The 15,317-nt window shown below is 37.2% G+C and carries 21 protein-coding genes; 7 read left to right on the top strand and 14 right to left on the bottom strand.

All coding sequences use genetic code 11. The annotated features are described in order from the left end of the window. The first annotated feature begins 3 nt into the window (after nt 1–3). Nucleotides 4–1,803 carry an ABC transporter substrate-binding protein gene (locus AC2CGN_RS16160; protein ID WP_429980426.1) on the top strand — a complete coding sequence of 600 codons (1,800 nt, stop codon included), beginning with the start codon at nt 4–6 and terminating at the stop codon, nt 1,801–1,803. Between the two features lie 220 nt (nt 1,804–2,023). Here AC2CGN_RS16160 and AC2CGN_RS16155 read toward each other — a convergent pair whose 3' ends face one another. Then, a complete protein-coding gene (locus AC2CGN_RS16155) occupies nt 2,024–2,230 on the bottom strand; it encodes a transcription initiation factor TFIIIB (RefSeq protein ID WP_429988696.1) in 207 nt (68 codons plus the stop codon). A gap of 289 nt (nt 2,231–2,519) precedes the next feature. Continuing rightward, complete coding sequence (locus AC2CGN_RS16150) at nt 2,520–3,101, bottom strand: phosphatidylglycerophosphatase A family protein (RefSeq protein ID WP_283870896.1); 582 nt, start codon at nt 3,099–3,101, stop codon at nt 2,520–2,522. 112 nt (nt 3,102–3,213) lie between these two features. Between AC2CGN_RS16150 and AC2CGN_RS16145 the strand changes: the two genes are divergently transcribed. The 3 genes from AC2CGN_RS16145 to AC2CGN_RS16135 all read left to right on the top strand — a co-directional run bounded on the left by AC2CGN_RS16145 (nt 3,214) and on the right by AC2CGN_RS16135 (nt 4,964). Then, complete coding sequence (locus AC2CGN_RS16145) at nt 3,214–3,933, top strand: alpha/beta hydrolase (protein WP_286925347.1); 720 nt, start codon at nt 3,214–3,216, stop codon at nt 3,931–3,933. A gap of 83 nt (nt 3,934–4,016) precedes the next feature. Next, nucleotides 4,017–4,532, top strand: a complete 516-nt coding sequence (locus AC2CGN_RS16140) for a YjcG family protein (RefSeq protein ID WP_427538538.1) — start codon at nt 4,017–4,019, stop codon at nt 4,530–4,532. 3 nt (nt 4,533–4,535) lie between these two features. Next, nucleotides 4,536–4,964 (top strand): GNAT family N-acetyltransferase, encoded by a 429-nt coding sequence (locus tag AC2CGN_RS16135; protein WP_286925348.1) that lies wholly within the window; start codon nt 4,536–4,538, stop codon nt 4,962–4,964. An 85-nt stretch (nt 4,965–5,049) separates the two neighbouring features. Here the strand turns inward: AC2CGN_RS16135 and AC2CGN_RS16130 are convergent, their stop codons facing one another. The 6 genes from AC2CGN_RS16130 to AC2CGN_RS16105 form a co-directional block, all read right to left on the bottom strand. After that, a complete protein-coding gene (locus AC2CGN_RS16130) occupies nt 5,050–5,298 on the bottom strand; it encodes a stage VI sporulation protein F (protein WP_283870892.1) in 249 nt (82 codons plus the stop codon). 127 nt (nt 5,299–5,425) lie between these two features. Continuing rightward, nucleotides 5,426–5,617 (bottom strand): YjcZ family sporulation protein, encoded by a 192-nt coding sequence (locus AC2CGN_RS16125; RefSeq protein WP_286925349.1) that lies wholly within the window; start codon nt 5,615–5,617, stop codon nt 5,426–5,428. A 65-nt stretch (nt 5,618–5,682) separates the two neighbouring features. After that, nucleotides 5,683–6,042 carry a stage V sporulation protein AE gene (gene spoVAE / locus AC2CGN_RS16120; RefSeq protein WP_376781232.1) on the bottom strand — a complete coding sequence of 120 codons (360 nt, stop codon included), beginning with the start codon at nt 6,040–6,042 and terminating at the stop codon, nt 5,683–5,685. Nucleotides 6,043–6,058: 16 nt separating this feature from the next. Next, entirely contained in the window at nt 6,059–7,054 is a 996-nt protein-coding gene (locus AC2CGN_RS16115; RefSeq protein WP_286925350.1) for a stage V sporulation protein AD, read from the bottom strand. Continuing rightward, entirely contained in the window at nt 7,048–7,503 is a 456-nt protein-coding gene (spoVAC, locus tag AC2CGN_RS16110) for a stage V sporulation protein AC (protein WP_286925351.1), read from the bottom strand. The genes AC2CGN_RS16115 and spoVAC overlap by 7 nt, the downstream gene beginning before the upstream one ends. Beyond that, on the bottom strand, nt 7,504–7,905 hold the full coding sequence (locus AC2CGN_RS16105; RefSeq protein ID WP_286925352.1) for a YhcN/YlaJ family sporulation lipoprotein: 402 nt from the start codon (nt 7,903–7,905) through the stop codon (nt 7,504–7,506). A gap of 133 nt (nt 7,906–8,038) precedes the next feature. Between AC2CGN_RS16105 and AC2CGN_RS16100 the strand changes: the two genes are divergently transcribed. After that, complete coding sequence (locus AC2CGN_RS16100; protein WP_286925353.1) at nt 8,039–8,563, top strand: CotY/CotZ family spore coat protein; 525 nt, start codon at nt 8,039–8,041, stop codon at nt 8,561–8,563. Nucleotides 8,564–8,628: 65 nt separating this feature from the next. Here AC2CGN_RS16100 and AC2CGN_RS16095 read toward each other — a convergent pair whose 3' ends face one another. The 6 genes from AC2CGN_RS16095 to AC2CGN_RS16070 form a co-directional block, all read right to left on the bottom strand. Further along, entirely contained in the window at nt 8,629–9,030 is a 402-nt protein-coding gene (locus tag AC2CGN_RS16095; RefSeq protein WP_484514906.1) for a hypothetical protein, read from the bottom strand. Nucleotides 9,031–9,083: 53 nt separating this feature from the next. Then, nucleotides 9,084–10,460: a magnesium transporter gene (mgtE, locus tag AC2CGN_RS16090; RefSeq protein WP_429984434.1), complete on the bottom strand. Its 1,377-nt coding sequence runs from the start codon at nt 10,458–10,460 to the stop codon at nt 9,084–9,086. 354 nt (nt 10,461–10,814) lie between these two features. Next, nucleotides 10,815–11,723, bottom strand: a complete 909-nt coding sequence (locus AC2CGN_RS16085) for an RluA family pseudouridine synthase (RefSeq protein ID WP_484514904.1) — start codon at nt 11,721–11,723, stop codon at nt 10,815–10,817. 1 nt (nt 11,724) lies between these two features. After that, nucleotides 11,725–12,519, bottom strand: a complete 795-nt coding sequence (locus tag AC2CGN_RS16080) for an NAD kinase (RefSeq protein ID WP_286925356.1) — start codon at nt 12,517–12,519, stop codon at nt 11,725–11,727. Then, nucleotides 12,516–13,187 (bottom strand): GTP diphosphokinase, encoded by a 672-nt coding sequence (gene yjbM / locus AC2CGN_RS16075; RefSeq protein ID WP_283870885.1) that lies wholly within the window; start codon nt 13,185–13,187, stop codon nt 12,516–12,518. The genes AC2CGN_RS16080 and yjbM overlap by 4 nt, the downstream gene beginning before the upstream one ends. A gap of 62 nt (nt 13,188–13,249) precedes the next feature. Then, on the bottom strand, nt 13,250–13,633 hold the full coding sequence (locus tag AC2CGN_RS16070; RefSeq protein WP_286925358.1) for a UPF0738 family protein: 384 nt from the start codon (nt 13,631–13,633) through the stop codon (nt 13,250–13,252). A 187-nt stretch (nt 13,634–13,820) separates the two neighbouring features. On the opposite strand from AC2CGN_RS16070, the gene AC2CGN_RS16065 reads away from it, so the two are divergent. Together AC2CGN_RS16065 and AC2CGN_RS16060 are read left to right on the top strand one after the other, a co-directional pair. After that, nucleotides 13,821–14,420, top strand: a complete 600-nt coding sequence (locus AC2CGN_RS16065; protein WP_484514902.1) for a CYTH domain-containing protein — start codon at nt 13,821–13,823, stop codon at nt 14,418–14,420. Between the two features lie 32 nt (nt 14,421–14,452). Further along, complete coding sequence (locus AC2CGN_RS16060; protein ID WP_484514900.1) at nt 14,453–15,205, top strand: lytic transglycosylase domain-containing protein; 753 nt, start codon at nt 14,453–14,455, stop codon at nt 15,203–15,205. Nucleotides 15,206–15,317 lie beyond the last annotated feature (112 nt).

Raw genomic sequence — 15,317 nt, 5'->3', positions numbered from 1 at the left:
TACATGAAGAGATTACTTATATTGTTATTCATAGCAGTATTAGCACTATCCGGCTGTGTTCAAACAAAAAAGGACGTTGAAGGCAGTAAAGATTCGAAAGGTAAAGGCAGTACAACAATTGAACTTTTAGGCATGTCCGCTTCTGAAGAGGATATGAATATTGTGCGAGATCAATTAGTGAAAAATGGTTTTGATGTAAAACTTAACATTCAGCCTGATTATGGTTCATTTTCTGCCCAAAAAGAGGCGGGCAATTACGATTTAGCACTTTCTAGCTGGACGACAGTTACAGGAAATCCTGATTATGCTGTACGTGGTTTATTTAAAACGGGTGGAGACTACAGTGTTGTTGCTGACTCGAAATTAGATGCTTTAATTGATGAAGCAAGTACACTAACAGGTGATGAAGCTGCTGCGAAATATAAAGAATTAGAACAGCTATTAGTTTTCGATCAGGCATATATTGCCCCTTTATATATTTCTAATAAATACCAAGGGATTTATTCAGAATTAGTAAATCCAAAAACTGTTCATTTACCGAAATCACGTGCACAAGTTTGGGAAAGCATTGCATTTAATGATGCATCTAAAAATGCGACAGAACCGTTGATTTTACACCAAACACTAGATTCTTTAACATCCCTTGATCCGATTAAAGGTAATGATGGCTCCATTAATACATTGAATACTAATATGTATGTTCGACTGGTTAACTTAACGGATACAGATGAAGTCGTGTCAGATGGTTCACTATCTTATAACCATGCAATTGCTGAAGGTAACCAAGAATATTACTTTATTTTACGTGATGATATTCACTTTGCAGCTATCAAGGATGGTGCTGCCGTTGATACAGGTGAATTGGTGTCTGGGGAAGATGTTGTATTCTCATTAAATCGTGCAAAAGATTCAACATCAGTACCAGATCACCGTACTTATAGTATCCATGAAAATATTGAATCTGTAGAAATTGTTTCAGATTTAGCTGAATTACAAAATAAAAAAGTGGCAGGATCAGATCAATCTATTTTAGATGTCCTTTCTCAGAACCTGCCTGCTTCTGTAACAAAATTAGCAAAAGATAAAGGTGCTGTTAAGAATACAGCAGGTAGTTATCAGGTTGTAAAGGTTACAACACCGACACCATTCCCACAGGTGCTAAATTATTTAGCTCACCAATCTGGCGGTATTGTATCTGAGAAACAAGTAACAAGTATCAATACTTATGATGTAGCTAGCTATGATCCAGACAAGGATATCGCATATGGGGATCAAGCAACCGTAACAGAGGGTACAGCAACATATAACAATCATTTATATGCAAGCGGACCTTACATTCTTGTGAAGAAAAATGATTATGAAGCACAATTCGTGAAAAATCCTGCATACCGTGTTGGTAGCGAATATGAACCAAAAATTACGAAAATCAATGTTCGTTTCATCGCGGATAATGATAGTGCCCTATCTGCATTACGTAATGGGGAAATCCATATACTCCAGACAGTACCAGAAACAAAACTGGATATAGTAAAGTCTGATAATAAATTAACTTTAAATACCGCTGATAGTAACGCTGTAGCATATTTACAAATGAATACATCAGGACGTGCCGTGTCGGATTCAGTGGACTTACGTAAAGCGATACTTTACTCGATCAACCAGGATGAATTTATAAGCTACTATCAAGGCAATAAAAAACCCGCTGTATCCACTGTTTCAACATTAGTTAACACTGGATTAGAGCTTAAGGCTGACAGCGAAAAAGTAAAAGAATTTTTAAAAGCATATAAAGATGCAAAGTAGATTTTTCAGCTATCAACTAAATAAGCCATTTAATTAGCTCAAACCCCGTTCTAAATTTAGGACGGGGTTTGACATATAGTTCTTTAACTTTGGAGATTATCAAAATTAGCTTTCATTACTTGATTAATTTCAGCTTCCATTAAGGGTATTCCTTTATGTTTAGAATGATATTGGAATATTCATACAACAATATTTTTGTTATGTTATTTCCGATATTCCCTTAAAAAAGTGTATCCTTAAATTTCTCTGGTTTTTTGACATAGCTCTCGATTATAAAACCACATTCTGTGCAAATAATATATTCAATATCTGACCCTAAACTCATCTTACCATCTGGGTACATAGTTCCATATCCACTATGCTTACCTCTCCCCAGCTCCTTCCCGCCACATTTTGGACATTCCGTTATTTTCGTAGAATTTTTCAAATTGAAGCCCTCCCCTTTATGAGACAACTATTTTTCTGATAAACCGCTATCTATAATACGAATAACCTGTGAAATAGTTCCATTTTATTCATTTGAGAGTTTCATTTTACTGCTACTAGTTCTTACTCTTCCTAAAAAACATAGCCAATTGTTGAACAGAATATCTTGCATTCTTAAAACAACTTTTTTATCCCTTTAAATAAACATACAACGTGAATTTTTAACCATACTAAAACAGAGCCTCCTCAATTAAATTTGAGAAGGCTCCTTATTATTTCATAAACACTTGTTAAATTTCATTATGTGATTTTGGTTTTGGTCCTAGTTCCTCGGGTTCAATGTCTGCAAATGTCTCGCCCTCTTCTTCTAAATCGCGCATACGATGTGCAATACGGGATGCGGCAGATGCTGCGATGCTCCCGACCAAATCATCTAAAAACGTATTGACATGGTGCCCAGGCTCCGTGTCTAGTTTTTTGATAATACCAACTTTCTGCTTGTCTAGGTGTCCGAATGTTGTTACTGCGATGCTACCATATGTAAAAACAGATCCGAGTGCAATTGTTTCATCTACACCAAATAAGCCCTCATCGGATTCAATTATTTGCTGTAATGGTGCTGATAATAATTTTTTCTCAGCAAGTTCATCTAATTCAATGCCCACTAATAAGGCGTGTTGAACTTCACGCTTACGTAAAACCCGCTCGACAGAATGAACACAATGCTCTAATGTTAAGCCTTCATTATAGGATTTTTGCATTTCATAAACAATCTCTGCAATATCCTCCAGTGATACACCGCGACGAATGAGTGCAGCTTGGGCTGCCTTCGCTACCTCATCAGAGTGTATTCGAATACTTTTATCATGCATAACTAACCCTCATTTCGTTTTTATTGCTAGTATAGGTCTAGCCCAACCTATTATACCTTTACTTTGGTAATATGGTACAATTTTGTTACAAACACAAGAAGGAGTGTCACCATTGGATAAGGGAACTGTAGAGGATTTAAAGTTCTATAGTGAAGCATTGCAGGAGGAATTACAGCTTTATATTTATGTTCCTGCTAATTATTCACCACTTTATAAATATAACATTTTGATTGCATCTGACGGCAAGGATTACTTCCAGCTTGGAGGTATTACAAAACTTGCAGATGAACTGATTGATGACTATGAAATCGAAAATTTAATTATTGCATTCGTTCCTTATAAAGATATTAAGGATCGGCGCCACAAATATATTCCGAGTGGAGAACAGCACGAAGCCTATCTACGTTTTTTAGCCCATGAGCTTGTGCCATATTTAGATGCTGAATATGCAACCTACCAGATGGGAATGAGTCGTGCAGTAATTGGTGATTCGCTGGCTGCAACCGCTTCCTTAATGGCTGCATTAAAATATCCAAGTATTTTTGGCAAGGTCATCATGCAATCACCCTATGTAGATGAGGATGTTCTTAAGGCGGTAGAAAATTTTAAAGATCCTGGGGCAATCTCTATCTATCACATTATTGGTAAGGGAGAAGATAAGGTTGTAACGATGGACAAAACTATAAAAGATTTTTTAACACCTAATCGTCAACTGCATAACCTCTTGCTTAGCAAAGGGTTTTCTACATTTTATGATGAATTTGAAGGCAATCATACGTGGAAATACTGGAAGCCTGATTTAAGACGTGCATTGATAGAAAATTTCAATTAATCTTAGGCGATTCAAATTACGAAAAGGAAAATTTCTGTTATACTTAAATAGAAAAATTGTTTATTTTCGGGAGGTAATGGACTATGAAGTACGGTATTGTGGCATTTCCATCAAAAAAATTGCAAGATTTAGCGAACACTTATCGCAAACGTTACGATCCTCATTATGCGCAGATTACTCCGCATATGACATTAAAAGACAGCTTTGATGCTACGGAAGAAGATATTCAATCCATCGTAAAGCAATTAGATGAGCTTACTGCCAATTATGCACCTTTAAACATTCATGCATCACGCATAAGTTCGTTTTTCCCAACAACCAATGCGATTTATTTCCGCATTGAACCCACTGAACAATTAGTAGCATTCAACGAAGCCATACAAGAAAAAGTACCATTTGGTGAACCAAAGCATGTCTTTGTACCACATATTACAATTGCACAAAAAATGACGGACTCTGAGCACGATGATATTTTTGGACAATTACGTATGACGGGCGTTGATGAAAAAGATACGATTGACCGCATTCATTTACTTTATCAATTAGAAGACGGCTCATGGACAACTTATGAAACATTCCGATTGACTGGAGCTGAGTAAGTTTTGTACAACGTTAAGATAGTGGAGACAAAGGAAGAACATGATGATGCGTTTGCAGTGCGCAAAAAAGTTTTTGTAGAAGAACAAGGTGTTCCGCTTCATCTTGAATGTGATGCGGAGGATGCAACTGCAACGCATTTCATTATGTATGAGGGCAACAAACCTGTTGGTGCTGCACGTTTACGTAGTATCGAAAATGAAGCTGCTAAAATTGAACGTGTTTGCATTTTGCAAGACCAACGTGGAAAAAAACTTGGTGCTTTAATTATGAAGGAAATGGAGAAACACGCCATTTCCATGAATAAACAAAAATTAAAGCTTCATGCCCAGAGCTATGCTATCCCTTTTTATGAGAAGCTTGGCTACACAGTCACTTCACCTGAATTTATGGATGCTGGCATTCCGCATCGTGCTATGGAAAAAGAGATTTAACAAATGGGTGTTACGATAATGCCATGGCATATCGTAACACCCTTATTTGTCTACAAATATTTCTTTGATTAATAGTACATTCATCTTACTTCATCATTCTAGTAATTTTATCTAAATCTAGTGAAGCTCCATCTTGAATAATAGATTGTACTAATTTATCTTCTAGCTCTTGAGTTATTTGTCTATTGGACACCTTAGCTACACGTCTTACGATTTTTCTTACTTGTTTTTCACTTTTAAAATCAGCATGTTGAATAGCGTTTGCTAATGCGAAAATTTCCTCCATTGATACTCCTGTTTTTTGTTCAATTGAATTAAAAAACGAGCGATTCATGTTTCCCCTCCTATCATTAAAATCAGTTTAGTTTCTACTATTGTATGCATGTCAAAGCAACTAGTGAAGGCTTTAACTTATTTTAGAAATTCCAAAGAAAAGTTAAAGCCCTTTATCTAATGCCACATTAATTTACGAAAGTAGCGCCTACGATAATTAACAGGATGAAAAGAACAACAATTAGAACAAATGTTGAACTATTGCCACCGCCATAGCCTCCATAGCAATAGCCACCATAGTCATTGCCTCCGCAATAATTATTGTTCCAGCTACCAACATTACCTCCATATGGTTGAGCGCACCAGCCTTGATATCCCATAAAAGCAACCCTCCCTTCTACAACCTATAATATGTTTTCGGTGTAGAAATGGGAGGGTTATTCGTCTAGTCGATATTTCCTTTTGGTTTAAAAATTAATGCTCCAATAAAGCCAAAGACGATAGCTGCACTGATACCCGAACTGGTTACTTCAAACATACCCGTTAATACACCTACAAGCCCATGTTTTTCTGCCTCTGCAATTGCCCCATGTGTTAATGAGTTTCCAAAAGATGTAATTGGCACAGTAGCTCCAGCTCCAGCAAAATCAATAAGGGGTTCATACAATCCCATACCGTCTAGTATAGCGCCCACCACAACTAATGTACTTAACGTATGAGCAGGTGTTAATTTACCAACATCCATCATTAATTGACCAATAGCACAAATAATACCTCCGACAATAAATGCAAACACAAATGTCATTACCATAGTTTTTGCCTCATTTCATTGTAATTTCAACTGCATGTGCCGTACATGGGATTGTTTCACCTTGCTGAAATGAAAGTGGAGAAAGTAATGCCCCTGTTGCGACAAGAAGCACTCGCTTATAGGCACCCGCTCGCATTTGTTGGATAACATAACTAAAAAAAACAGCTGCCGAACAGCCTGCACCACTTGCACCAGATTGGAATGATTCATCCTGTCCGTAAAACTCTGCACCTGCATCACGTAATATCGTGAGTTCTTCATTTTTTATGCCACTATCTACAAGCATTCCCTTTAATAGCTTCAAGCCAAGCTGACCTAAATCGCCTGTTAAAATTAGATCATAATTATACATTTTTTGATTACGCTGCTCTAAATGAGATTGGATTGTTTGGAAAGCAGCTGGCGCCATTGCTGCACCCATATGAAAAGGATCGTCCATCCCATAATCAATAGATTTTCCGACAGTTGCTGCCTCTATAGAAGGGTACTCCTCACGGTGCTTACCAATTAGGGCATACCCTGCAGCTGTTACTGTCCATTGTGCAGTTTGAGGTTTTTGGGAGCCATAATTAATGGGATAACGGAATTGCCTCTCTATAGCATTATGCTGACTAGATGCACCTGCTAATGATAAATTAGCTGCACCGACCTCTGTTAAAAGACTCGCTATAATCACTGAAGAAATGGAAGTCGCACATGCAGAAAATAACCCAACAAAGGGGATGGCTAAATCTCTCGCCGCAAAATTGGTTGGTGTCATTTGATTGACTAAATCACCACCCATTAAATAATCAATATCTGGATTCTGCACCCCTGCTTTTTTTATGGCAAATTCACAGGCCTCCTCCACCATTTTTCGGTGTCCCTGTTCATTGGTTTTCATTTCCCATCGCTCATCATCATAAATTGCATCAAAATATTGGCTAAATATGCTTCGCTTCTCAAGTGGACCTGCTACAACACCACCTGTTATTAAGGATGGCTTCGACTGAAAAACAATTACCATGAAACCACTCCAATCGTCACTAAAATATATTTAATAAGTGCAACAAAAAAGGCAGATACTACACCAAATAACACGACAGATCCAGCCAATTTGAATATATTCCCACCAACACCAAGTACTAACCCTTCGGATCGATGCTCAATAGCTGCCGATATAACAGCATTACCAAAACCTGTGACAGGCACGGCAGATCCTGCACCAGCAAATTGACCAATTCTTTTATATAAGCCAAAGCCTGTTAAAATCATGGCAAAAAAGACCATTGTAGCAACTGTAGGATTTCCTGCTGTTGCTTCCGTAAAATTAAAGAAAATGATGTAAAACAATGACACAGCTTGGCCAATTGTACAAATGAGACCTCCGACAAAAAATGCCTTAACAACATTCTTTAAAATGGGTGGCTTTGGTGTAACATTTTGTTCAAGTTGCTTATATTGCTCTTTTTCCACTTATGTCTCCTCCTTTGCAAGTTTTTTCAGTTCAGTGATTTTATCGCTAAGTATATTATTTTCAACTTTATCCTTTTTTATTTTATTGGCTTCATAATAAATTTTATAATCAGCTGAAACGAAAACTTCTTTATTTGGGAATTTTTTATCAAATTTCTTTTGTAATTTTTTCTCTAATTTAGTCTTTCTCCACTTATCCCATGGTTTAATTTGAACTGCTACAAGCATACTATCGTCATATTGAATAACCGTTGTTTTTTCCACATAGTCTTCTTTTAAAATGGATTCAACATCTTTTTTGTTTTCTGACGAACCGTAGATAACGAATTTTTCTTTTTCACCACAACCACTTAATAGTGACAAACTGACTAATAGAGGTACCATTAATCCGAGTAGCTTCAAGTCTCTCCCTCCTTTTGTTTAAAGTTTCTCCATACATAAAAAAACTATTCATTTGCCGATACATACAAAAGCCCGTGTCCATTTTTCATAAGGACATATTGTAGAAGTAGTAACGAGGAAAGGAGGTGACAATATGGGTTGTGGTAAGCCAACAAATCCTATTGGACCAATCCATTCAGCAGGCTGCGTTTGTGACGTAGTTCGCGCTATATTAGATATTCAAAATCAAGCGGTGAGAGAAGAGTGTCAACCATGTACAGCTAACTGCTTCTTAGAACCACTTGGAGGCATTGTAAGTCCTGCACGCTCTCATGCAGATACACGTGTATTCATGTTAATTACAAAAGATGGTACTCCTTTTAAAGCATTCTTTAATTCTCCAACAGCAGATCCATGTATTTGTACATCTGTCTTCTTCCGTGTAGAAGATATGTTTGATGAGTGCTGTGCTACATTACGTGTGTTAGAGCCTTTATGTTCTTTTGACTCTAGCGAAAGTACAGTAGATTTATTAAGCCGGGATGGCTGCTGTGTCAACATGAAAAAAATCTGTAAAGTAGATGATTGGAATTCTACTGAGAGCTGTATTACTGTAGATTTATCTTGCTTCTGCGCAGTACAATGTATCGCTGATGTTGACTTAGGGATATGTGACTAAATCTTTTCTCCTTTGACACACTACACATAAAAAAAGTGTACAGCATCCTCTGCTGTACACTTTTTTCATAGAGTCGGCAATTTTCTTCCTCGCCAAAATATTTGATCAATATCCTCAAAATAAATAATTTCTTGTGTCTTCAATTCTAAAGAAGTAAGCTTTAATGAATCGATCTGTACCTCTGACGCTGAACCGCTTAATTTTCTACCATCTTTTAAACAAATTAATAATGGCTGATATGCTTTTTGTCGAAATGGTTTTTCTAAAAATCGAAGTTGCTTTAGTAAATAGGGATCTATTTGGACTTCTTCAATCACTTCTTCATTTTCTTCCACAGGCTGCACACTAAAATAGCCATCCCTTACATACACAGATGTACTTTCTTCCAATTCGAGTTCATGCAACACCTTAGAAATATTTAGGAAATATGATGGTGATTTTATAAATAAGCGTGGTTCACGATCCACATTACTCACTTCCCTTTTTTTCATACAATATGCAAAGGTGAGTGATTTGGTTCTTAGCCTATTTGACTTAATAATGCTGTTGCCAAACCTAAGTAAATTAAAATACTTGTAATATCATTTAATGTTGTTATAAAAGGACCTGATGCAACGGCTGGATCAATTTTCAAGCGATGCATTAGAAGTGGAATAAAAGAGCCTGCAAGTGTTGCTACTAAAATTGAACCACATAACGCTGCCCCTACCAACATTCCTAATAAGAGCTCTTGCTTCCAAATATAGATAATGCCAATAACAATCAAACCACATACAACCCCAGACATTAAGCCTGTGCCTGCCTCACGTGCTAGCAATTTTAGCTTACTATGTTCTTCTACATCACCTGTTGCGATTCCTCGTATTGCTACTGCTAAAGCCTGTGTACCACTATTTCCAGAAGTACCTGAAATAAGTGGAATAAACACTGCAAGTAACGCAACCTTTTCTAATGTTGCTTCAAATTGCCCCATTAAGTTTGCTGTTAGCATACCTAAAAAAAGTAGTATCACAAGCCATGGCAAGCGTTTCTTTGCAGCCTGTAAGGAAGTCGTATCGAATTTATCCATATCGGAAATACCCGCTAATTTCGAGTAATCCTCTGAAGCTTCTTCATCGATAACATCAATAATATCATCAACTGTTATAATGCCAAGTAATTCGCCCTTATCATCAATAACTGGCGTTGCTAAGAAATTATAATCCTTCATAATTTGAGCAACTTCTTCCTGGTCATCTCCTGCATGTACCATCACAACACGTTCATTCATAATAGAGCGTATTAACGTATCCTCATCTGCAATAATTAAGTCACGAAGGGAAATAACGCCTGTTAAACGATGCGCCTCATCGACAACAAATATATAATAAATAGTCTCTGCATCTGGCGCCTCTTTCCGTAGGATGGTCATAGCTGAACGAACTGTCGAGTTTTCTGGAATTGCAACATACTCTGTTGTCATGATTGAACCGGCTGTATATTCATCATAGCTAAGAAGCTCATTAATCTCTTCAGCCGTTTCCTCATCCATCATGCCTAAATAGCTTTCACGTTGCTCAGTATCTAACTCATTTAATACGTCTGCCGCATCATCTGCATACATATGTGAAAGCATTTCAGCACCGTAAGAAGGTTCCATCTCTGCTAGATATGCAGTATATTCATCATCATCTATATCAATTGCCTCAAAAATATCAGCCATTTCAGTCGGAGCCAAGAATGAATAGATGATCTTCCTTATATCAGGTTCCACCTTCTCATAAAACGTTGCCTGATCATATGGATGAAGCTCTAAAAACTCTTCACGGAATGCATCAATATCATGTGCTTCCAGCATTTCTCGTAAATGTGCTTCGTCGAATTGCACATCATCCTTTTCATTTCTTTCCTCTATCATGCTTGTCCCCTCCTTCCGAGCATTTAATCTTTAATAGGTTGCCGCAAATCTACCTTCTATATAATAGAGTGTATGATGCCTTTTCTGCAAACCCTTTTTTTATTTCAAACAATTGAAACTAATCTTAAGCGAAAACTTCAATTCCGGTTTATAGAAGATTCTATCTTACTATACCCTACAATGATTATAATTTCTGTAAACCTAACGTTAAAAAAATTATTCACCGTATCGTTCACTTTCTCGCTACAGTAAAACGATAAGGAGATGCCCGATTGCGCGAACATCTCCTTGATTATTTAACATGTTTCAGCAATAGTTTTCACTTAAAATAACTGACACTATGACTGATTATGGTCAAGCCAAGGAGTCACGAATTAATCGTTGCATATCTTCATTTAATGCACTTGTAAAGTGAAGACTTTCTCCAGTCAACGGGTGGAACATAGCTAAGGAGACACAGTGTAGAGCTTGTCTATTTAACTGTTCTCGACTACCACCATAAAGTTCGTCCCCAATAAGTGGATGTCCTAGATAGGCCATATGCACCCTTATTTGATGTGTACGACCCGTGTGAAGCTTTAATCTTATATGAGTCATGGGCCTATTATTAAAATTAAAACGCTGTAAAACGGTCACATCTGTATGAGCAAATTGACCATCCTCACGAACCTCTCGTTCAATGATACTTGTATCCTTCCGTCCGATAGGCATAATAATGGATTGTATATCCTGACCAACATGTCCATGCACAATTGCTTCATATTGACGGGAAATCTCCCCACTGCGCTGTGCAAGTCCTGTTAAATGATGGATATGAGCATGTTTAGCAATGCATAGTAAACCAGAGGTGTCACGGTCAAGCCTCGTCACAATATGAGCAGTAGATGCTAGACCTTGTTGTTGAAAGTGACCGCATACTAGATTGGCTATGCTGTTAGAAGGATGCTCCCTTGAGGGAATGGTACTTTGATAGGCTGGTTTATTAAGGACTAAAATAACATCGTCCTCATAAATAATGGAAAGATTACCATATTCAACAGCTAGACCTTCACTTTTCTCTTCAGGAGGAAACTTCACCTCAACCTGATCGCCAATGTGTAAGATATGTCTGACATTGCATTCCACTTTATTGACAGTTATTAAGCCACCATCAAATTTAATGGCTGTTAACGCTCGCTTTGAGATTCGCCACTCTTGTAAGGCTTCCCGCAATATTTGCCCTTCCTTTTCTGCAATAAAACGTAGCGTAAATCTTGTATCCATCTTATTCATTTGCGACAAATGATTCGTGCACTCGCTCCCAGAATGGGAATGGACGAAAACGGGCAAAGCGGACACGTTCATTTGCTACATTAAAGGCAATTGACTTCACATCGCCTTGTGTGACTTGCAAATGATCCACAGTCATATTAAAGTTTTGATCATTAACAGGACGTAATATACAGTGATGATGCGCTGGTAGGATTAACGGTGAACCAACTGTACGGAAAACGCGATTATTAATGGATGCAATTTCTGTGATTTGAAGTGCCGCTAGTGTTGGGTGGATAATAGCTCCTCCAAGGGCTTTATTATAGGCAGTACTACCAGAAGGCGTTGATACACAAAGGCCATCTCCACGGAAACGTTCAAATTGATTACCATTTAACTCTACATCCATTACCAATGTGACATCAGGTGATTTTACTGTTGCTTCATTCAATGCTAAATACGTATTGGATTCCGCATTATGATGCTCTACTTTTACTTCTAATAGAGGATACTCCACTACATTAAAATCCTTTTTGGCAATAGAGAGAACAAGCTTTTCTAATTCAGACGGCTTCCAGTCAGCATAAAAACCTAAATGCCCTGTATGGATACCCACAAATGCAACTTGATCTAATAAATGTGAGTAGCGGTGAAAAGCATGTAATAACGTACCGTCCCCACCAATAGAAACAACAATTTCTGGTGATTCCTCCTCATATGTTAGGCCAAAATCCTGTAAATATGTTTTGGCTAGCTCCATTAATTCGTTCGATTGTGCATCTCTACGTGATTGAATGGAAAATTTCATTGTGTGTCACGCTCCTTCTCAGATAGTAAATTAGGATTCGATGCTTCTTTGTATTCACTAAAGTAAGCCTGTGCTTCCTGAATCTCACTGCGGATGGATGACATTTCCTCATCTAAACGGAAAGCGGCCTCTGCAGCACTTTGAAGACGATTTTTTATTTCCTCTGGGAACATCCCTTTATATTTATAATTTAATGAATGCTCAATAGATGCCCAGAAATTCATGGCTAGTGTTCGTATTTGAATTTCAGCCAAAACTACTTTTTTCCCCTGAATCGTCTCTACAGGATACTCTACAATCATATGATAGGAACGATACCCACTTGGTTTATTATGTGTAATATAGTCGCGCTCTTCTACTACACGCATATCTTTACGTTGGCGTATAAGTTCCGTCACTGTCGAAATATCATCTACAAATTGACACATAATTCGAAGGCCAGCAATATCTCCCAGCTCATCGCCTAATTGTTTAGAGGGCTCAAAGGCTAGTCCTTTTTCTAATGTTTTGTCATATATACTAGCTAAAGGCTTTACACGTCCAGTGACAAATTCAATTGGTGAATTTGCATTGACAATGCCAAACTGGGAACGCATACCCTTTAACTTCACTTTTAATTCATCTACTGCTTGTTTATAAGGACTTAAAAATATTTCCCATTGTCCCATCGCAAAAACCTCCCGACATTCGGTATCGAACAAAACCAACACCGTCTGTTCGTTTTGTCTTTTTATTCAGCGAGAATTGTCTTAAAGTGTTGCTCCACTGCTTGGACAAATTCTGCTCCATAATTGTAATTTCCTTCAATATTATACACGAGCATTTCTAATTCATCGTAGAAATTTGTAAGCTCAATCACTTTTTCACCTAGCTGTAGCTTTGGATTTTGCTTTTTTTGTAAAATATGTACAAGATTCTCCCAACTACTCGGTGGAAAACGCAAGTAATGATAGTCCTCTCCTGCATCAAGTAAATAAATAAATGCAAAGTCATCAGAATCTGCTATCAATTGTGCAGCAGGTTTTAACTGTAAATTTTCTTCATTGTCGTTTAAACTAAAATGAAGATGATCGTTTTCAAAATTCAATGTTTCAATTGTATAAATTTTACGCACATGCGGTTCCCCTTTTCGTCGTACTCTTCCTCTTATTTTATCATACAGGGTAAATAGTTGCAGTGTGTAAATGTTAAATCAAGAAATAATACTTTGTTCAAAATAGCTATGTTAAGCAGCAATGTGATTCAAATTAAATTGCCCTATGAACAAAACTAGAAAAATAAAAATAGATAGGTGAACAAAAATGGCACAACAACTTGAAATTGAATTTAAAAACCTTTTGACAAAGCAACAATATGAGCATTTACTACAAGAATTTCACATTCAAGAAAATGCTATTCATCGTCAAACTAATCATTATTTCGACACGCCCTCTCAAGCGATAAAAAATAGACAAAGCGGGCTACGAATTAGACAAATTGACAATTATTATGAGTGTACGTTAAAGGAAAAAAGTGCGGCACACACACACATAGAAACAACGGATGTGTTAACTGCTGAGCAAGCTCAACTAACGATAGAGGGTAAAGGTTTTTATGCACACGAAGTAGCAAAAAGACTTGCTCAATATCATATTTCCCTTGATGAACTAGCCGTTTTTGGATCATTGACAACTGATCGTGTTGAAATACCGTATAAAGACGGTCTTCTAGTTTTTGATCATTCTTTCTATTTGCAGTGTGACGATTATGAGGTAGAATATGAATCAAAAGATGCAACAAAAGGAAATGTGATTTTCGACGAATTTCTACAGCAATATCAAATTGAAAAAAAAGCTTCAGATAAGAAAATCGCACGCTTTATGAAGGCTTTACAAGCAGAAAAAAATAATACGAATAGCTAAACTAATATCAACAGGAAAGGGTGACCAATTTCTTGGATATCCAGTCAATTAAAACGTTACTTGAAATTCAAGCATTGCAAACACTAGGAGCGACAGAAAACACATCTTCCAACTCTGTAACAGACAGTAGCTCGATGTTCTCTAATATGATTGGCGAATTGCTTGGAGATGCTACGACGGCTAGTCATGCAAAACTTTCTAGTCTACTTGGATTAAATGGTTCCTCTGCACTTCAAAATAACGTATCTGAAAACGCACAAGCCTTATTATATAAGGGCTCTAACGCCGTTTTCATACCTCCCTATGTGCAAGCAGCATTAGCAAGCTCACAATCTAGTACAAAGCTTGATTCATATGTTTCAGATGATGTGATCGGTTCAACAGCGTATGCTAATTCATTATCAGGAGCAAATCAATATTCTTCAATCATTGAGAAGGCAGCAGCAACGTATAATGTACCTGAAAAGCTTATTGCTGCTGTTATCAAACAAGAGTCTAATTTTAATCCTTTAGCGCTAAGTCATGCAGGAGCGCAAGGCTTAATGCAATTAATGCCAAAAACAGCTCAGTATTTAGGGGTTTCAAATGCCTTTGATCCTGAGCAAAATATTATGGCTGGAGCTAAATATTTACGCCAAATGCTAGATAAATTTGATAATGATCCAACACTTGCTTTAGCTGCTTATAATGCTGGAGCATCACGTGTTACAAAATATGGTGGTGTTCCACCTTTCAAAGAAACACAGAATTATGTCAAAAAAGTAATGAATTACTTTACAGTTTAATAGCATAATCACTGTTATTACGGTCTTTTTCAACAAATTTCACCCACGCTGGTGAAATTTGTGCTTTTCTAGCAAAAAACCTTTCGAAAGAGCGCTTTGTTTGTGTTAACGA

It is taken from the genome of Lysinibacillus sp. DFXJR4, from assembly GCF_057196045.1.
The sequence above is the reverse complement of the archived record's forward strand: the minus strand, read 5'-3'. Positions and strand labels throughout refer to the sequence as shown.